Below are 18,138 nucleotides of genomic sequence, written 5' to 3'. Positions count from 1 at the left end.
TGCTCACAATCCTTCACGTTCAATTTGCGCTAATGCTGTAGAGAACTCTTCCCTTGTAATCTGAAATACACTGAGACGTTTGTGGAACTGCTTCCCGTTACAATAACCGATGCCCAGCAGATTGCCCATCTCCATGCGACGTGCAGCAGCCTGCGGATGCACAATAAGTCCTGCCGCGATCAGGTCCTCCCAATCAATCAGGCTCGGAGCACCTTCGTATGAAGTATGTACACGCGCCAGAGCATGACGGATCGCCTCTGGTGAGGCATTCTCCACCCCAATGTCCCCTTTGCGCGTTGCATCGGCTTCCGGAATGAAGGCATGTTTGCAGCCTGGCACCTTGTTCGCAATAATTTTACGAATGCGTTCGCCAGCATGATCCGGATCGGTCAGTACAATGACTCCCCGTCTCTCCTGAGCAAGCGCAATCCGCTTCAGAATGCGTTGGTTGATGGCTGATCCACCTGTTTCTATGGTATCGGCTTCAACGGCCCGACGGATAGCTACCGTATCGTCACGGCCTTCCACCACAATGACTTCTTTTATCATGTTCCATTTCTTCCTTTCTAACGCAAAAAGAAGAGGAATATCCTCTTCTCTGCCAAACGGCGGGGGAGACTGAATTCAGACTCCTCCGCCGCATATTCCGCATGAATCATTCATGCAACTATTTTATAGCATTCCCATTTCAAAGTAAAACGATTTTAGTTCGCTTCCGGCTTCACTGGACCGATCACGTAGACCGTCTTGCCTTTCTTACGTCCAAAATTCAGGGCATGCTTCACACTGTCATAATATACATCAATTTTGTTGCCTTTAATAGCACCGCCTGTATCTTCCGCACGACGGAATCCCAGACCTTCGATATATACCCACCAGCCAATTGGAATGACTTTGGGATCAACCGCAATGGTGCGTCCTTCTGTTACACGAGTACCAGAAGCCGTTTTAGTACCAATGCCAGGCTCTTCGGAAGAGTAGGCAGTCATGGATACATTTTTAAGTACTTTGGAGTATTTAAAAGAAGTCCCGGATACGGTAATTACTTTGCTGCCCGAGGCAGATGTTTTCTTCGAGTTCGTTGTTGTAGCCTTTTTGGTTGTTGACGTTTGAGCCGATACGGTCTGAATCTCAGGTTCCTTCACGACCGGTTTTGCTTTGGTGCCGACAGCGATCACTTTATCTACACGATTATTCGCGACAGATTTGCCGACCATTTTTTTGGAGACCAGTTCTCCATCCTGAAATACCTTTTCGATATGCTGCACAAGTTTGCCTTCTTTGCCGTTTACAACGACACGGTTATCCCCTTTGTACAAGCTAGGGTCAGCCGTTTTAATGACTTTGTAAGCAATCGGTTGCTCTACATTCACTGTACGCTTTGTTACGCGCACTACACGGATCTTCATATCCGCTTTGATCGCAGTTCCAAGCGCCGGATACACTTTATCATTACTTTCAACTTGAATACCTGATTTTTGAATTGCATCTTCTACCGATGAATCGGTTGTATACAGAGTCTTGGTGTCTCCGTCTGCCGTAATGTTAACTGGAACGGCCCGCTCAATAACGATTCGGTCTCCATCTGTAATCGCCCCGTTCATGGACATGGATACCTTATCGTGAGGGCTGACTGTGATCGACTGCTCCTCCAGCATTTCCTGAAGCATTCCTGTACGAGTCTCTACCACCTGAGCTTTGCCGTCAATAACCAGTGAAATTTGTTTCCCGGCCTGACCGTAAACGACTAACAAGATCATGATTGTAAGCGCAATTGAGAAAATCGCGATCAATGCCATTTGACGCATGTTCTCATGCTTCCACCGCAACGCGAAAGACTTACTGGATGATCGTGACTCATGGGTCTCTTCTGGTTGGAATGTGCCCACTTCTCCGTCCTCCTTCATAGCCTCGTCGTCTAAAGTAATGCATGATGTCTTTGACGTGACTATACCAAATTTTCTACAGAACACAGATTGGACCAACATAATCCGGTTCTGCACCATGAATCAATCTTCGCAACATGATGTCATCCTCCTGAATACCTACCGTATGATGACAATATTTCTTTTATTCAAAAACAAAAAAGCCAAAGAAAGAGTGTAAGAGGAACTCTTTCGTGGCTTCCGAATGATTTTGAATATCGGAAATTCATGCACGAGGTTGCCTCTCTTTTTCCGCTTGCGAGGTTAGCTGTCGGGTTCGGGCGAAAGAGAGCCGCCCTATCTTGGGTCACCCGCTCATGGCGGACGCCCTTGAATTCACCCCGAGACCCAAAGAAGAAATCAAATACGGCTTCGCAGTTCTCTTCGCTGCTTTTGGGTCAGCGAACGTTGCGCATCGGCCAAATACACCGATGTTTAAGCCCTATTGGTTCCCCCGCTCTCCGATAACGGAGACTCAGCGAGACTGATTCATGAAAGTAATGTTGTTTCATCGGAAAGTGTCCCTTTGTTCATCCCCCGAACATCTGTCCAATTTTCCGCACAACAATTCACTGAAAAGATGATATCCTGTTTTGATGCATGTTGTAAAGCGTTGATCAAGTACGTTTTTCTGAATATTTGGTTAAAATATTGTAATATTCTTGATTTATTTGGATCAAAGGGCAAATTACCTCCGCTTACCTGCCTTTTTCACCTCATTTGCTCGTTTTTTTAACGAATCCCAAATCGTTCCATGGCATTTTTGGTTGTTATTGCAGCAATTTCCTCCACCGAAATGCCTTTAATTTCCGCAGCTGCCTCTGCAACCAGACGTACATGCGCTGTCTCATTTCGCTTCCCACGATAAGGGTGAGGTGTCAAATATGGAGCATCTGTTTCAATGAAAAACCGGTCCATAGGAACCTTCTCCAGCACCTCTTTGGGCTGCTTTGCATTTTTGAATGTGATCGGTCCTCCGAAGGAGAGATGGAAGCCCATATCGAGACAACTTTTTGCTGTTTCCCAGCTGCCCGAGAACGAGTGCATCACACCACCAACTTCCCCCGCCTTCTCTTCACGCAAAATTCTTATGATATCCTCATGTGCATCCCGATTATGGATGACAATTGGCATGTTCACTTCACGCGCCAAAGCAATTTGTTGTCGTAATACGCGATGCTGTATTTCTTTCGGTGAAGTATCCCAGTGATAATCCAACCCAATCTCACCGATCGCAACCACTTTTTCATGCTTGCATAAAGATGCAATCCACTCCAAATCGCCCTCCTGCATTGTGATCGCATCTACGGGATGCCACCCTACAGCTGCATATATAAAGTCATATGTTTCGGCGAGTTTCATTGTGGTTGGAATCGTCTCCCGGTTAAAGCCAATGTTGATCATGCGACCAACTCCTGCATCCACAGCACGCTGAATCATGTCCTCGCGGTCCTCGTCGAATTGTGGTGCATCCAGATGTGTATGTGTGTCGAACAGCATCATGTCTGTATCTCCCTTCATGTCGAAATAACGACTATCTTCTTCTGAAAATTCAATTTGTAAAATTCAATAATTCAATGACTCATACATAAAACATTTTGGGTAATCTGTGTATTACATCATTACGTTTGTTTCTTCACAACTACAATATATAGAAGATATACGGATATTCTGATCTATATATTGTTGATTGTGCTCATTCTGCCTGCTTGCATTTACAAAATTATGTCGATCTACATATACTCCCCATTAAAGCAGATTACTGTATCATGAAAAATAGCTCTTTTAGAAAGTGTTTTGATATCGAAATTCTTCATTGGATTATACCCACACGATTACAAGAAATAGGGGCGTATATGTGACGGTAATTCGTGAATAATCGCATCCACCTTGTTTTGCGGGTAATACAAATGATGTTTCCCTCGGTGAAGCCCACTGATGGAACGGACAATGTCAGATACTTCTGACAACTCACGTAAATTGTCCTGTCGATCCAGAAGAAGAATCTGCTTATCTGTGGATTCATCCGGACGAAACACATCATACGGATTATCCGAAGGAAAATCAATTTCAAGATCATATTCGGGATCGAGACCTGCCTGTACAAAAGCTTCCCGAATCTCTTCCATCATTGTCAAGTCGACCTGTTCAAGCTCTACATACTTATATAACTTGCGATCCATAAAACGTTCGCATAACTCACTCAGAACAGTATCGTCCTCCTTGCGCCACTGCGTAAATGCCGTCTGAATTAATGCTTCATCCAACTGCAAATATTCATCTACGGATAATTCTCCTTCAAATAGTTGAGGGAGTGGATCAATCATGAAGCGAAATTGAAAACCATGCTGTAGGAGTGTTTTCGCTCGCTTGAATATTTGCCGCAATATAATTTCAGAACTACGAGTTACCGGATGGAAGTAAATCTGCCAATACATCTGATACCGAGACATTAGGTAATCCTCCACAGCATGCATGCCTGACTCCTTGACTACAATTCGCCCATGATAAGGACGCAGCATCCGAAGGATACGATCAAGGTCAATCGTGCCGTAATTTACACCTGTAAAATAGGCATCCCTGAGCAAATAATCCATTCGATCTGCATCAAGCGGACTGGTCACCAAGTTCACCACAATCGGCTTTTCATACGTTTTTTGAATGACAGACGCGACTTTCTCAGGAAAATCAGGAGCATACCGTCTTAAGATCGCCCCTACTTCGGTATCACCTTTAATAATGCGACAAGTCCAATCTTCGTGATTCATGTCAAAAGCTTCCTCAATGGAGTGAGAGAATGGCCCATGCCCGAGATCATGAAGTAAAGCTGCACACAGAGCTACAATCTTTTCTTCCTTCGGCCAATCCGAATAATGACTTCTTTCAAATTGAGAGATGATCTTGCGGGTGATCTCATAAACACCTAGTGAATGTGAGAACCGACTATGCTCTGCTCCGTGAAAGGTAAGGTAAGAAGTACCCAGCTGACGAATCCGGCGTAAACGCTGAAATTCCGGGGTGTTAATTAACTGCCATATAACTGGATCTTGCACGTGGATATAATTATGTACCGGATCTTTGAATACTTTCTCTTCCGTTAAACGTTGTTCCATGTCGACTCACTCCTTTAATTTCTTTTATATTAACGCTTTGAGCTCTGCGATTCACCTGAGATTCGACACCATATGACGAATTTTGTCGAATGAAGTAGTTTTGTCGTTTTCCAAATTGACAAAGCTGACATTGAGGTTTAAATGCGAAAAATGGCTTCCAATCCCTTACCACCAGTAACCTTGTGAAAAACAGCCTTAATTTTAAGCTAATTTTAAGGTTGACTGATTTGGGAATCGTTGGTATGATGAGTATCATAAAACATAAAATAATGTCGAATAATGACAAAGATAGTTAGCTGAGAGGAGCACTGATTATAATGATGAAATCAACAGGTATTGTAAGAAAAGTGGACGAACTGGGACGGGTAGTTATTCCAATTGAATTGCGCCGTACGCTCGGTATTGGTGAAAAAGATGCTCTGGAAATCTACGTTGACGGCGAGCGCATCATGTTGAAAAAATACGAGCCTGCTTGTATCTTCTGTGGTAATGCAGAGAACGTTACTTACTTCAAAGGTAAAATTGTTTGTAACGAATGTATTTCCGAAATCCCTGCACCTGTAGCAAAATAAGAAAAACCAGGTATACTGGACTTATCTAAATTGTTATTTCTAACCTTTTTAATATTCCTTAATGACCTTCCCGGTGTGAACCCCACCGCGGAAGGTATTTTTTTTCCATGTTATGGGTTCCATTACCCAAAATGATTCTGTCACATGCGAACTGGGAAAGAACGATGAAATTTGTTCGGATTTTTTTTAGACACTCTGCTCTTTTTAATATTCCACTAAGGTTGGATATAAGCTTCTTTTCAGGTTATGTTCCCCACAACAGAAGGTATTTGATTAGATTACTGCTCGATTAATGCATTATATACATCACGCTTCGTCAGGCCGCGATCAGTAGCCGTTTTTTTCATTGCATCTTTGCGGTTATGTCCTTCACCCTCATAATGGCTGACATGATCCGCGAGTGACATGAGTTGCCACCATGCTTCGCGCTCAGCCTTACGCTCCTCTTCCTTAATGCCTTCTACCAGCAAACAGTACTCGCCAAGAGGCGGATGTTCTTCAAGCCAGTCTATACATTCCTTCACGGTGCCCCTTGCGAATTCCTCATGACGCTTGGTTAGTTCACGAGCCAGGACAATCGAACGATCACCCAGAATCTCTTCGAGGTGGACTAATGTTTTCCGAATACGGTGAGGCGATTCATAAAATAACAAAGTCCCATTGGATTCGTCAAAAGCCTCCAGCACTTTTCGCATGTCCTTTTTCTCCCGCGGCAAAAAACCGCCGAATGTAAAACGCTCCGTCGGTAATCCGGACACGATCAGAGCAGACAACGCAGCGTTGGGCCCCGGGATGGGAATGACCGTTATTCCGGCTTCCAGTGCAAGCTGTACAAGGTCAGAACCAGGGTCCGAAATAGCTGGCAAACCGGCATCACTGACGAGTGCCAAATTTTTTCCTTCTATTATATAGCGTATCAATTCAGGGCCACTTGCTCCCTTATTATGTTCATGATAACTAAACAGCATCGAAGGTGTAATTTCAAAATGGGTAAGCAGCTTTCGGGTCTGACGTGTATCTTCTGCCGCAATGATGTCACAACTCTGCAATGTCTTGATCGCCCGGAATGTCATATCCTCCAGATTACCAATGGGTGTTCCAACCAGATATAGCTTGCCTGATCCTTCAGGCTGCTCCACATAGCTTTTCTGAATATGCAAAGTCATCTAAAGTCCTCCTTTCGTTGTACGCTCAGCATGTTGCTGACCATAGTAAATATCCATAATCTCTTCGCAGTATGTCCCCTCTTCATTGTAGACAATGAGTGGAGGAAGCATCCTAACTTCTGGTTTACCATCTTTCATTCCTTCAATTAAAACCATGTTGGCTTCCAGATGAGCACGGGGATGTACCATCCGAATCCGTTTTGGTTCCAGCTTATATTCGCGCATGAGCGAGATAATCTCTGCAAGCCGCTGTGGACGATGAACCATCGATACTTTGCCACCATTACGTACAAGTCGACTGCAAGCCTGGATCACTTCTTCCAGCGTACATCCGATCTCATGACGTGCCATAGCCTGATGTGTGTTCATTTTAAGATCACTACCATTCAAAGGCATGTATGGAGGATTAACCGTTATTGCATCGTATACAGCATGTCCTGTTTCTTTCACCAATTCTCGCAAATCACCTTCACGAATCATAATCGACTCGTCCAGTTCATTCAACTGCACACTTCGACGCGCCATATCAGCCAAACGTGGCTGAATCTCGATCCCTTCCAGACTGGCCTGCGTACGCGTTGTAAGCAGTATGGGAACCACCCCGTTACCCGTACACAAATCAAGTACACGACCCCGTTTAGGTACGGAAGCAAACCGGGCTAATAATACGGCATCCATCGAAAAACTAAACACTTCATCACTTTGAATGATTCTCAGATCATGAGAGAGCAGATCATCAATCCGCTCTGACTCATGTAACACAACTTCATTTGCTTTCATATGTTACGCTCATCCTCCGGTACTCTATATCTCATGTTTGTTTAGTTTAGGTTTATAACCTTGAAAAAAAACCGTAGGGGATCCCTACGGTCACTTCATTTATTCAAAAAAGACAGGCAGAACAGACAATCGCCTTCCGTCCGCAAATGTCCATAATAGACGTTGCAGATGTGGAAGCCTTCGTGATACAACCGAGCCAGATTATCATACCCTTCACCCACAACATCCTCGCCTGTAGCCGGACCTGCTGGTCTTGCTACAGGAGCGAGTGCTGAGGAGATCGGCAGATCTGCCGGAGCCTCACGTTTGAGCAGTTTGCGTAACTGCTCATTCTCGATGGTAAGCCGCTGATTATCCTCAAGCAGCTCCTTCACAATCATTTTTAACTCTCCTAAATCACCGTGCAACTGACCCAGTTGGGTTTCCATTTCATGAATGTGCGTAAACAGATTTTTCTTTTCCAAGTTTCCACCCCGAAGCAACCTTTATGGTTTACTTGATAACGACGTCATCCAGCGGAAGTTCTTTGACTTTACTGATGTCGAACAGTTGAACATGGACTGTGCGGCTACCGGCATTAATTCCGACAACTTTTCCTTCACCCAATGAGGTGACGACCAATTTGCCTACAGCTGGCAGTTCTTCTCTCACACTTTCATAGTTATCATGCTCAAATTTCAGACAGCACATGAGTCTTCCGCACAACCCTGAAATTTTCGTCGGATTCAGTGACAGGCTCTGATCTTTAGCCATCTTGATTGATACCGGCTCAAAGTCTCCCAGCCAGGAAGAACAACACAACACACGGCCGCAAGGTCCGATTCCGCCAAGCATCTTCGCTTCATCACGTACACCAATCTGTCTCAGCTCGATTCGTGTCCGGAATATGCTTGCCAGATCCTTGACCAGCTCCCGGAAATCAACTCTTCCTTCAGCTGTAAAATAAAATATAATTTTATTGCGATCAAACGTAAATTCCACATCGACCAGCTTCATTTTGAGGCCATGGTCTTTGATTTTATTTAAACAAGTACCGAATGCTTCTTTGGCTGCACGCTTGTTCTCATCAACCACACGGGCATCTGTCTCGCCCGCAACGCGGATGACTTTCTTCAGCGGCAACACCACATCGGACTCGCCCACTTCCTTCTTACCAACAACAACCTTACCGTACTCTACCCCCCGCGCTGTCTCCACGATAACGCAGTTTTCTTTCTCAATGGGAAGGTCCAGGGGATCGAAGTAATAAATTTTGCCCGCTTTTTTGAAACGGACACCCACTACACTGTACAAAAAATTAACCCCCTTGTAAGCCAACCCCACTTCGTCTGAAGCCCCGTCTTCTTAGGGAACCGGCCGAAGTTATAACCGTTTGCATATGATTGGAGCTAACTCTGCCCTCTCCCAGTCTTATGCCAAACCGATCAAAAATTGCTCCAGACAAAGCTGGCCATTGACGTTGAAACGCAATTTTTTTCTGCATGCTGCGGCCATATCCATATAGGAGACCCACTGCTCTGTGCTGCGGGTATGTGCCAACTGAGATAACATGTCTAACTGATCTATAAAAACGATATGTTCATGCCTATCGTACTGAACATACAGCATGTCCCTAAACCATAGATGGAACAAACTAAGCAACATGTCCAGATGTTCAGAGAGTCCGGTTTTAAAAAGCTTCTGCTGTGCAGAGATCAATGATGTACTTCCTCTACCCAGGGACTCCTTCCCTAATTGTAACATTACGTTTCTAATTTCTGCAAACCAATTCTGCTGGAGAATTTCTCTACATGCTTCCAATCCTGACGCTAAATGGACGGCAGAGCGAGCCAGATTGGCAGGGTGCCCTTCCTCGATCAGAGATTGCAGCATCTCTTCCGGATTCAGTGCACTGAACGGTACCAATTGGGAGCGTGAGCGGATCGTGGGCAACATGGCCTGTCCATTATCTGTAATCAGGATGCCAACTGCTGGTACCTGCGGTTCTTCCAGAAATTTGAGCAAACTGTTTGCTGCCTGCACCGTCATTTTCTCAGCTTGTTCTATAATATATACTTTGGGATGTCCTGCCTCGGATCGGTATGAAAAAATACGCTGCAGATCCCGGATTTGATCTATTTTAATGTTGTTTCCATCTGGCGCAAGCATGGTTAGATCCGGATGGTTACCATGATCTACCTTACGGCATTCAAGACACTGCCCGCATGCGTCATCTTCAAGCTCTGTACAGAATATTGCCTTGGCAAAGGTAATTGCCGTCTTCCGTTGCCCGCTACCAGCTGGACCGCTAAACAAATACGCATGGCTTATCGCCTGACGCCTCAAACTGCTTTGTAACATTTGCTTGGCCGCTTGTTGACCCATAATCTGTTGAAAGGACATACTTCCTCCTCAGAAGCTTAAATTAATAAGCATCCCCCGAATTTCGCCTACTTGTTGTAATAGAGAGATTTTTCCTTCTTCTGTATCCAATAGTTCATCAGCCATGGATAACAGAGCGGAGTCAATTTCATCAATCAGCTTATACCGCTTGCCTCTGCCACGACGATCCCAACCCCTTGTCTCTTTCATGGATACACCGCGACGAACGGTCTCTTCCAGGAACCTTTTAACAAGTTGCTTATACGCCTTCAGTTCACGAATCGTCATGGAACGTGCCAAGCGATCGCCCTGAAGCTGGATTTCACTAAACCGGCGATTCAGTTCAGCTTGTGAGGCCCGTTCCCCCTGGTGATTCATCATATCAGAGAAATTTTTGGATTGAACCGGTTTGGAACCTGAATCAGTAGTACTGATCCCGCTCTGAATCGGTCTGAATCCAGGATTGATTTTCATGGATACGCCCGCTTTCTATCATAGTTAGCCAATCGCCCATCAGCACAGTGCGCGTTGCGCCTGTGCGTGTGAATGAGGCTTTTATATATGCTGATCACACTCTATATATAATGGTAGATACACATCACCATCAAGGACTTGTTCTTTGTAGTCAACCTCTTTCCGAAATGAACCATTCCCCAGCTGGAAAATACTCATCCGGAAAGAGTATGCTGATTCTTCTCATCAAGAAAGGCGTTCCATAATTGGCACGCACGAACTCTGTTAACTCTTCTTGCATCCATCGTTTCCAACATGCTATCGATCATGAAGGACCCTCATGGGATCCATGCAATAGGTTTAATTAGAAATGTTCGAAGCGATCTACTGGGAGAACAAATACAGTAGCTCCGCCTACTTGAACTTCAACAGGTAGCGGCAGGTAAGAGTCGGTTGTTCCACTCATCGGTGTGACCGGAGTCACGAGCTGTTCACGAACCTTACAGCTGCTGCGAATGACGTTCATTACGGATTCGACTTGACCATCATCGACACCGATCATAAACGTCGTGTTGCCTGCCTTCAAAAATCCGCCCGTACTGGCAAGCTTCGTTGCCCGAAAGTTTGCTTTGACCAATGCGCTGGATAATCGGTTGCTGTCTTTATCCTGTATAATCGCAACAATCAGTTTCATCCTGCATAACCTCCTTTAGAATAAGCACCTTTATCAAATGCCCTGTCTATATATTAGACAATTACTCGTCAAAATCCTTCAAAATCCCTGTTTCCAGCGACAAAATCATTGCTGCCAAGACATCCTCCTGCTTCATGGAAGCATCGATAACCCTGATCCGTTCCGGGAACTGCTCTTTTAATAGGAAGTAACCCTCTCGGACTTTACGATGAAACTCCAGATTTTCCAGATCCAGACGGTTCACTTCCCGGCCATCGTGAGCATCGATCCGACCAAGCCCCACTTCAGGCTCAATGTCCAAATATAAGGTCACATCCGGCATGAGATCACCAATCGCAAAGCGATTAATAGCCCATACATTCTCTATCCCGAGTCCACGGGCGTAGCCTTGATAGACCAGACTGCTATCGACAAATCGGTCACAGATGACTGCTTTTCCAGCTCTCAGCGCAGGCTCTACTTTCTCCGCCAGATGCTGGCTGCGTGCAGCTGCATACAATAGCGCTTCGGTTCGAGCATCCATTGCCGTATGAAGAGGGTCCAGTATAATTGAACGTATTTTCTCCGCAATCTCAATTCCACCAGGCTCTCGCGTAACTACGTAAGGTATACCCCGTTCTTCAAAATAAGAACCTATTCTACCGATCATCGTTGTTTTACCGGAACCCTCTCCCCCTTCCAGCGTAATGAATTTACCTCTGCCCTGCATATGCTTCCCTGCTTTCTATGTCGATAATTGCATCTATTGCTGCTGTAATTGAATATGCTTAGACCCTCTTGCTACAAGATATGATATCCCCCGCCCAGAGGTGTATAGCTACAGCTATATCGGTACGTATTAATAACACCAAGATCATACAAGCTTGTTTCTTTCTATCATACTATAGGTCAGCAGTTACTCCAACATGAACAACAAAGTAAAGCGTTCAACCGTAGATGATCCATACCCATAATGGAAGCATAATTGATCCGGCAATGGCACTGACAATCATGGAAACTGAACTGAGGGCTACCGCATTCTCTCCATATTCGAAAGACCTTGCCATGCCGAGGGCATGAGATGCTGAACCCAGTCCAATCCCATAGGCATGTTTACTGCGGACTTTGGCCCATTTCAAGAGCATCGGCCCCAATAATATCCCTGAGAATCCTGCAATCATCACAAACAGCGATGTGAATGAGGCATTCCCACCAACCTGATTAGCGAGTTGAATAGCCACAGGAGTTGTCACTGATTTTGGCAATAAAGCGATGACCATCTCTTGCGGATAGCCGAGCAGAATGGCGATTAAAGCGCCTGTAGCGATACCTGTAATACTGCCTCCGATTGTTCCACCCACAATTGGAATGATATTTTGCTTCAGCACATTCAGATGTCTGGACAAGGGAAAAGCGAGCGATACAACTGCTGGGCCCAAGAGCTCCTGTATCCATTTGCCACCCAGCATGTATGTATCCAGCTTTATACCGGAAATCACCAATATCAGAATCAGGATGGCAGTCGTTGTGAGTACAGGCATAAGGATCGGCCATTTCAGCCTTTTATATAAACGAGTGGCTGGAATATATACAGCGATGGTTAGCGCGATCATTCCAATTCCGAGGATGAATGCTGACAAGTGATCGCCTCCTTTTTGCCTGAATGAGACGATCTCCATGTCATGAGCCACTCACTTAATTTGGCAGATATCAGACATGTGATTAATGTGCTAACGATCAAACCCAGAACCAATAACAAGGTGTTCGCTCTAAAAAAATCAAAATGATTAATAATGCCCACAGTTGGCGGGATGAACAACAATTGCAGATGAGATTGAAGCCACGTCGACCCTTCTTCTCCCCAGCTCATTTTGATCCATCCCAGTTGAATGGCGACAAACAATACCAGCATGCCCACAATACTTCCTGTTAACGGCAGATGTAGTACAGCTTGAATCAAGTTTCCAATCCAATAAAAACCGTACATCAACAAAACTTGCAGGACTATTCCTGTATATTTTTTTAGCGGAATACCCAGAGTGTTCCCTTCTTTCTTATGTCTATCTGTATAAGTTGAACTAGAGCGTGTCTTCAAACTGAACGTGTCTGGAGCAGGGCACGGAGCGGGAGCGCTAACGACCCTGTGACGTCTTATTCAGCGATTTGAAGCGCCCGCAGCAATCTAAGGAATCTGAAACACGCTATATTGGAATAACCATCCGTTTACAGCGTGTTTGTTAGGTGAATTTGGTTAATAACGTGTCTCAGGTTCCTTACAAAATAAAAGGAGGACTCGAAAGCTAAATAAGACGTCATCGGTTCCTTGGAAAGTCGTCTGGACAATTCGTCAGGATCAGCAATCCCTGACTTCAAGCTGTTGGACCCTTATATCCTTCAACGTATTGCATGCCTGAGTTTGAAGACACACCCTAGCAACTAGATTAATGACCAAGAGACCCTCACATGTGTAGGGTCCGGTATCGCTTATCCGTATTGGTCATATTGCCTACCTATTGGTGAATGCAATTCAGTTTTTCATCCGTCCTTCAATCCTTCATGACCTTCAATGACTGTAAAGATGCATCTGATACCCCATGAAACTTTGCACCCTCATCCCGCAGGAGTTGTATACGTGCCAACATCGATAGACTAATACGTTCACCCGGATATACAAGCGGAATCCCTGGAGGATACGGAATAACCATCTCGGCTGATCGACAACTCGCACTTTCTTCTATCGGGACAATGATCGTATCCGTCTCCACAATCGGTTGCAGTGTAAAGGAGATCGGTTCCGAGTAGCGAGTTTTTTCTTGTAAATTGTTCCACGTGGAAATATAATTCGCCGAACCTTTCGCAAGCTGATGAGATGACTCTGCATTAGATTGGACCTGCTCATGCCCATTGGCAGAGCTGATATGGTGTAAAGCCTGCAACAGGTGCTGGGCATCTTGCACCGTTGAGCCCAGGCTGAAGAGCAAGACGACGTACCTTTCGTCGCTCATCTCAGGCACACAGCCGCGTGCTTCCAGCTGCTGCTGTAGCCCATAACCGCTCAGCACCCCTGTGCCGTCATAGATGACGGCCTTGAATGGGTCCTGAGCGGTATACCCCGCGGCAGCTGGCATCGCCGCCGCGGTCAGGCCCTCCCGTGTCTGCTGCGCAGCGGACACGGACATGCCAGCCGGCTTCGCTGTTCCGGCTGGCGGTTCTGGCTGCAGCGGCTGCGCAGGCTGCAGCAACTGAAAGCGCGGCAGCTCCGCGAGGCCGCGCTTAAAGGCATTCACGGCGGCGAGCCCCGCCGTGAATGTGTTCGCGCCCTGCACCTGCAGCAGCCGGCGCGCCAGATCAAGCGAAGCCATCACCGGGTATGATGGGCTTGAGCTTTGCACCATGGCCAGACGCTGCCTTAACAGGGACCGGTTTAATCGCGGTCCCTGAATGTGCAGCATGGCACCCATGGTGAAGGCGGTCAGCATCTTATGTGTCGACTGCACGACACCGTCTGCTCCGCATGACAGTGCAGAGACAGGCAGCTCCGGATGCTGCCCATAATGCGCGCCATGCGCTTCATCCACGAGCAATGGCATGCCAGCGGCGTGGCATACCTCGGCTATGGGCGTCAGATCTGCGCCCATGCCGTAATAATTGGGCAACGTGACTAATACGCCCTTTGCCTCAGGGTAGGACTGGACAGCAGCCTGAACCGTCTCCACCGACGGCATGACCGCAAGTCCAGACGCAGGATCAACCCACGGCTCCAGAAATACAGCTCTTGCGCCTGCCAGCATCAACCCGTGAATAACGGATTTGTGCACATTCCGTTGCACCAGCACAATACTGTTTGGCTCGTCACACACGGTGAGCAATAAAGACAGATTACCTGCAGTACTGCCTCCCACAAGGAAGAAACTCTCCTCCGCACCAAAACAATCTGCCGCAAGCTCCTGCGCTTCCTGGATCACACCTTCTGGATGATGCAAATCGTCGGTGCCCGTAATCTCCGTAACATCCATCTCCATCATCTCCAGAAATGAACGCACTGGTGTCAGTTCTATTTCCGAACGAACCCCTTCGTCACCAAAATGTTTCCCGCTCTCCAGATCAGCCCCATGTTCATCCACCGAACTGAAACGCTCTACCTTCTGGTTAAAACTCTTTCCTCCATCATTCTGGATCTCTCTGTTATGCGGGTATTCCTCATTGACGATATCTTTAACTGGAGGTTGCCCTGCTTCTGCTTGTTCTACCAAATGTCGATAAGCTTGTCCATTCTTATGCCCAGGCACATGAAAAGAACGCTGCTTCGAATCACGATACGCAAGCAACGCTTCATATAAAGGGGCTCTACTTGATTTATTTTTATGATCCATGAAATAACCATCCTGTACATATATAATGTGCGTCCTATGCGCTTCTTAATGCTTCCTAATCCAAGGAACACCCTTTTTCCCTATCTCCACACGCATTACTGCAAATGATCTATACCATTATATCAGCATACGCCTTCCCAAGATGGCAAACAAGACATTCTCTCCTCTTAAAAACAGAAAAAGGCCCAATTGGGCCTCTATACACATCAGCATCGTTACAATGTGATGTTTCGCTTCTACTTCTATTAGCAACATTCATTATGCGTTTTTTTGTACCCAAATTTGCTTCATTTGATGAATAAAATAATTGTACTTGGCATCCTGCGCGTCGGTATGAACCATTTCTGCTTCACAAGTGTCACATATGAATTCAGATACAATAAAAATGCCTTCTCTTTTTCTTTGCTCGCAGATAATACATGTGTGTTCGGCATGTTCTTCCATGAACCATCCCACCTTGTTTTACGTTTACTATCAGTATTGCACAGTTTCTATTATTTTAAACATTTTCATAGTGCTTTCTTTCTATAAAATATATATATTCGCCCACCCCCTCTTGGGTGTCTGTACCGAAAAATACAATCATTCTCCCTACAAGAACATCACCTGCTTATGTATATACAGTAATCCTACAAGCCAACGCCATTTACCTCTACATCACGTATCCCTTGACCTGACTCAAACTTATATTCAATTTCCTTAAAAAAACTTGGAATCCCAGCCGATATATAATACATGATAACGATATCAAAGCCTGACAGTCCATGTATTCGAGAGTATACTGAGATAAGCTCCATCGAATCTCAATATCTTGTACAATTGTCATGGCGTGAGATACAAGGTTCATATATACATACATACATGCATGATTCATTCCCTTTTACTCGTGTAAGCAAACAAATACCTACCCCACACAACGTGAATCCAAGGAGGATATATAATCGTATGATCGCCGAACCGGAGAATAAAGCAACATTTTATCAATACCGGCTTCTGAAAAAAAAGGCTATCGCCCGCAGTGTCATTTACAGCTATCTGTGTCTGCCGGTCATCATGCTCTTATTCAATCTACTCGCATTCTCCTGGACTGGCCTCTTCTTTTTTGTACTGGCAGGTCCAATCACCATCTGGATTCATTATGTCATCGCCAGAACCATATTACTTCTGGTCCGTACCTCTTACGCCAAACGCTGGCGCTGGAATCTGCGTATGCCCTGGTTAGGTTATATCCCTGATCAGCATTTTAGCTTCCGTATGTTTGTCCGGGTACACCTTAACATGAGCTGGATTGGACTATGTATCATTACAGTATGTTTGATATGGTCGCCATTGTCTTTCACCCTCTCGCTGATCTTCTGGCATTTGTGGTTGCTGGGTCCTCGCTTGTATGTTGTAATGGTTCTCTCCCGTGAGCGCAAAGATGGACTCATCAAATTGAATGAACAAGATGTCTCATATTATCTGCAATAACACTCCCTCATTTATGCAATACTCAATGTGCCTTACTTACTTGTAATACATAACCGCTGAGCCCTTCGAATAATCTGATGCAAAAACATAATCGTGTATCGTTCAGTTGACTCATCCTCATATGCTCAAATAAAGGTTATCCACTGTGGATAACCTTTATTTCTTGTTCCCTTCTCATCCATTATCCACAGCATGGGCATAGTTAAATGAGTTATCCCCACTCGTGACTCCGTTCTTCTCCTCTTTTCCTCCCGCTGCTCCATATCCTCATAACCCCAGATATCTTGTAGAACTTACACCTTGAGCGATCTCTCACTCAGTCTCAGCTCTATATGCCCTCAAGCTGCTTTCCATCAGCTATTCATTACCTCAATACCTTTCTCCCCCTCTACTTTTAGCGCTCTACACTCCCCTATGCTTCAAGCACACATACCACCTACACATGTACGAAAGAAACTACTCCATTCCTTCTGTACCTTTATGACCTCTGATCCACCATACGTGATGGGTTCTCCCATCATTACTAAAGCCCACTTCGCCAAATAACAAAAAGCCCCCGATCAAGTACACGGGAGCTTTACTATATTATAAGGAACATCACAGCGTTAATTAATCATATACAACCTTACACACAGCAGCTCAATCGTCTTCAGCCAATGATTTAACTGTCGTTTGAGTAGCATCATTTCTAGGAACCATTAGTGTAAAGGAACCATCATGTACTGCTAAATGCACAGTATGTCCTTCCTTTGCAAATACACGCAAGGTACTGGATTCATTGGATGTACCCTTGGCTTGCCTCTCTGTCCAACCCCAGCTTTTAATCTCGTCTAGATATACCTCAGGCAAGCTAGTACTCTCACTAATACCAGACAGCGTATATCGAACATAATCCATATCCGAATTATTTTCAGACTGGTCAGATTTATTCGCTACTTTAGGCACCGGAAAACTCTTCTCGTTCACCGCACCTTCATATGAAGTCCATACAGATCCTGTAGCTTCACCGCATCCTGCCAGAACAACGGTCAAACAAAGCAACAGAAATGATTGTAGTCCAAGTCTCCGCCAACTTAACACACACACCCTCCTTTTCACAGCTGCACATTCCAGCTCTGTGGTCAGGTACTTTTAGCATATTTAACATAGTCCTATTATACTGGTTTTGCCGCTGTTATCCGTAACAAAAATGTTACCTTCCAGTATCGATCATGTCAGAGCTTCCGTTCACCGTATCTAATCCTTATAAACA

Annotated in this window: 19 protein-coding genes and 1 riboswitch; of the genes, 2 read left to right on the top strand and 17 right to left on the bottom strand. The window is 45.3% G+C overall.

Going from position 1 to position 18,138, the window contains the following annotated elements; all coding sequences use genetic code 11:
• Positions 1-3: 3 nt before the first annotated feature.
• The 4 genes from rnmV to AC6CIF_RS29745 all read right to left on the bottom strand — a co-directional run bounded on the left by rnmV (position 4) and on the right by AC6CIF_RS29745 (position 5,038).
• The gene (gene rnmV / locus AC6CIF_RS29760) at positions 4-549 is read right to left on the bottom strand and encodes a ribonuclease M5 (RefSeq protein WP_017691379.1); all 546 of its coding nucleotides are present in this window, start codon (positions 547-549) and stop codon (positions 4-6) included.
• A 155-nt stretch (positions 550-704) separates the two neighbouring features.
• Positions 705-1,889, bottom strand: coding sequence for a resuscitation-promoting factor (locus AC6CIF_RS29755; RefSeq protein ID WP_498202551.1), 1,185 nt, complete (start codon positions 1,887-1,889; stop codon positions 705-707).
• Positions 1,890-2,162: 273 nt separating this feature from the next.
• A riboswitch (cyclic di-AMP (ydaO/yuaA leader) is annotated at positions 2,163-2,416 on the bottom strand.
• A 241-nt stretch (positions 2,417-2,657) separates the two neighbouring features.
• Positions 2,658-3,428, bottom strand: a complete 771-nt coding sequence (locus AC6CIF_RS29750) for a TatD family hydrolase (RefSeq protein ID WP_179087975.1) — start codon at positions 3,426-3,428, stop codon at positions 2,658-2,660.
• Positions 3,429-3,760: 332 nt separating this feature from the next.
• Positions 3,761-5,038: an HD domain-containing protein gene (locus tag AC6CIF_RS29745; RefSeq protein WP_498202550.1), complete on the bottom strand. Its 1,278-nt coding sequence runs from the start codon at positions 5,036-5,038 to the stop codon at positions 3,761-3,763.
• Between the two features lie 317 nt (positions 5,039-5,355).
• Here AC6CIF_RS29745 and AC6CIF_RS29740 point away from each other — a divergent pair, with 317 nt between their 5' ends.
• Positions 5,356-5,610, top strand: a complete 255-nt coding sequence (locus tag AC6CIF_RS29740) for an AbrB/MazE/SpoVT family DNA-binding domain-containing protein (RefSeq protein WP_017691383.1) — start codon at positions 5,356-5,358, stop codon at positions 5,608-5,610.
• 278 nt (positions 5,611-5,888) lie between these two features.
• On the opposite strand, the gene rsmI is transcribed toward AC6CIF_RS29740, so the two are convergent.
• The 12 genes from rsmI to AC6CIF_RS29680 form a co-directional block, all read right to left on the bottom strand.
• A complete protein-coding gene (rsmI, locus tag AC6CIF_RS29735; RefSeq protein ID WP_076216769.1) occupies positions 5,889-6,776 on the bottom strand; it encodes a 16S rRNA (cytidine(1402)-2'-O)-methyltransferase in 888 nt (295 codons plus the stop codon).
• Positions 6,777-7,556: a tRNA1(Val) (adenine(37)-N6)-methyltransferase gene (locus tag AC6CIF_RS29730; protein ID WP_076216770.1), complete on the bottom strand. Its 780-nt coding sequence runs from the start codon at positions 7,554-7,556 to the stop codon at positions 6,777-6,779.
• 95 nt (positions 7,557-7,651) lie between these two features.
• A complete protein-coding gene (yabA, locus tag AC6CIF_RS29725) occupies positions 7,652-8,020 on the bottom strand; it encodes a DNA replication initiation control protein YabA (protein WP_017691386.1) in 369 nt (122 codons plus the stop codon).
• 28 nt (positions 8,021-8,048) lie between these two features.
• On the bottom strand, positions 8,049-8,849 hold the full coding sequence (locus AC6CIF_RS29720; RefSeq protein ID WP_053778939.1) for a PSP1 domain-containing protein: 801 nt from the start codon (positions 8,847-8,849) through the stop codon (positions 8,049-8,051).
• Between the two features lie 117 nt (positions 8,850-8,966).
• A complete protein-coding gene (holB, locus tag AC6CIF_RS29715) occupies positions 8,967-9,938 on the bottom strand; it encodes a DNA polymerase III subunit delta' (RefSeq protein ID WP_253428866.1) in 972 nt (323 codons plus the stop codon).
• 9 nt (positions 9,939-9,947) lie between these two features.
• The gene (locus AC6CIF_RS29710; protein ID WP_076216772.1) at positions 9,948-10,391 is read right to left on the bottom strand and encodes a YaaR family protein; all 444 of its coding nucleotides are present in this window, start codon (positions 10,389-10,391) and stop codon (positions 9,948-9,950) included.
• A 343-nt stretch (positions 10,392-10,734) separates the two neighbouring features.
• Positions 10,735-11,064, bottom strand: a complete 330-nt coding sequence (gene darA, locus AC6CIF_RS29705; protein ID WP_017691391.1) for a cyclic di-AMP receptor DarA — start codon at positions 11,062-11,064, stop codon at positions 10,735-10,737.
• 61 nt (positions 11,065-11,125) lie between these two features.
• Positions 11,126-11,773 carry a dTMP kinase gene (tmk, locus tag AC6CIF_RS29700; RefSeq protein WP_221825861.1) on the bottom strand — a complete coding sequence of 216 codons (648 nt, stop codon included), beginning with the start codon at positions 11,771-11,773 and terminating at the stop codon, positions 11,126-11,128.
• Positions 11,774-11,990: 217 nt separating this feature from the next.
• Complete coding sequence (locus AC6CIF_RS29695) at positions 11,991-12,683, bottom strand: LrgB family protein (RefSeq protein WP_498202549.1); 693 nt, start codon at positions 12,681-12,683, stop codon at positions 11,991-11,993.
• Positions 12,653-13,003, bottom strand: a complete 351-nt coding sequence (locus tag AC6CIF_RS29690; RefSeq protein ID WP_338707446.1) for a CidA/LrgA family protein — start codon at positions 13,001-13,003, stop codon at positions 12,653-12,655. The genes AC6CIF_RS29695 and AC6CIF_RS29690 overlap by 31 nt, the downstream gene beginning before the upstream one ends.
• A gap of 586 nt (positions 13,004-13,589) precedes the next feature.
• Positions 13,590-15,416, bottom strand: a complete 1,827-nt coding sequence (locus AC6CIF_RS29685) for an aminotransferase class I/II-fold pyridoxal phosphate-dependent enzyme (RefSeq protein WP_498202548.1) — start codon at positions 15,414-15,416, stop codon at positions 13,590-13,592.
• Between the two features lie 258 nt (positions 15,417-15,674).
• Positions 15,675-15,860, bottom strand: coding sequence for a sigma factor G inhibitor Gin (locus tag AC6CIF_RS29680; protein ID WP_017691396.1), 186 nt, complete (start codon positions 15,858-15,860; stop codon positions 15,675-15,677).
• A gap of 501 nt (positions 15,861-16,361) precedes the next feature.
• Between AC6CIF_RS29680 and AC6CIF_RS29675 the strand changes: the two genes are divergently transcribed.
• Positions 16,362-16,886: a hypothetical protein gene (locus AC6CIF_RS29675; RefSeq protein WP_076216777.1), complete on the top strand. Its 525-nt coding sequence runs from the start codon at positions 16,362-16,364 to the stop codon at positions 16,884-16,886.
• Positions 16,887-17,525: 639 nt separating this feature from the next.
• On the opposite strand, the gene AC6CIF_RS29670 is transcribed toward AC6CIF_RS29675, so the two are convergent.
• Positions 17,526-17,966 (bottom strand): hypothetical protein, encoded by a 441-nt coding sequence (locus AC6CIF_RS29670; RefSeq protein ID WP_237178557.1) that lies wholly within the window; start codon positions 17,964-17,966, stop codon positions 17,526-17,528.
• Positions 17,967-18,138 lie beyond the last annotated feature (172 nt).

This window comes from Paenibacillus sp. GQ49 (assembly GCF_059759055.1).
Note: the sequence above shows the minus strand (reverse complement) of the source record. Positions and strands in the feature narration are given on the sequence as shown.

Coding starts and splice junctions, on each gene's coding strand:
- darA (WP_017691391.1), bottom strand. CDS start 11,064: ATGAAACTGATTGTTGCGATTATACAGGATAAAGACAGCAACCGATTA.
- AC6CIF_RS29680 (WP_017691396.1), bottom strand. CDS start 15,860: ATGGAAGAACATGCCGAACACACATGTATTATCTGCGAGCAAAGAAAA.
- AC6CIF_RS29740 (WP_017691383.1), top strand. CDS start 5,356: ATGATGAAATCAACAGGTATTGTAAGAAAAGTGGACGAACTGGGACGG.
- AC6CIF_RS29685 (WP_498202548.1), bottom strand. CDS start 15,416: ATGGATCATAAAAATAAATCAAGTAGAGCCCCTTTATATGAAGCGTTG.
- rnmV (WP_017691379.1), bottom strand. CDS start 549: ATGATAAAAGAAGTCATTGTGGTGGAAGGCCGTGACGATACGGTAGCT.
- AC6CIF_RS29675 (WP_076216777.1), top strand. CDS start 16,362: ATGATCGCCGAACCGGAGAATAAAGCAACATTTTATCAATACCGGCTT.
- tmk (WP_221825861.1), bottom strand. CDS start 11,773: ATGCAGGGCAGAGGTAAATTCATTACGCTGGAAGGGGGAGAGGGTTCC.
- AC6CIF_RS29710 (WP_076216772.1), bottom strand. CDS start 10,391: ATGAAAATCAATCCTGGATTCAGACCGATTCAGAGCGGGATCAGTACT.
- AC6CIF_RS29730 (WP_076216770.1), bottom strand. CDS start 7,556: ATGAAAGCAAATGAAGTTGTGTTACATGAGTCAGAGCGGATTGATGAT.
- holB (WP_253428866.1), bottom strand. CDS start 9,938: ATGTCCTTTCAACAGATTATGGGTCAACAAGCGGCCAAGCAAATGTTA.
- rsmI (WP_076216769.1), bottom strand. CDS start 6,776: ATGACTTTGCATATTCAGAAAAGCTATGTGGAGCAGCCTGAAGGATCA.
- AC6CIF_RS29750 (WP_179087975.1), bottom strand. CDS start 3,428: ATGATGCTGTTCGACACACATACACATCTGGATGCACCACAATTCGAC.
- AC6CIF_RS29745 (WP_498202550.1), bottom strand. CDS start 5,038: ATGGAACAACGTTTAACGGAAGAGAAAGTATTCAAAGATCCGGTACAT.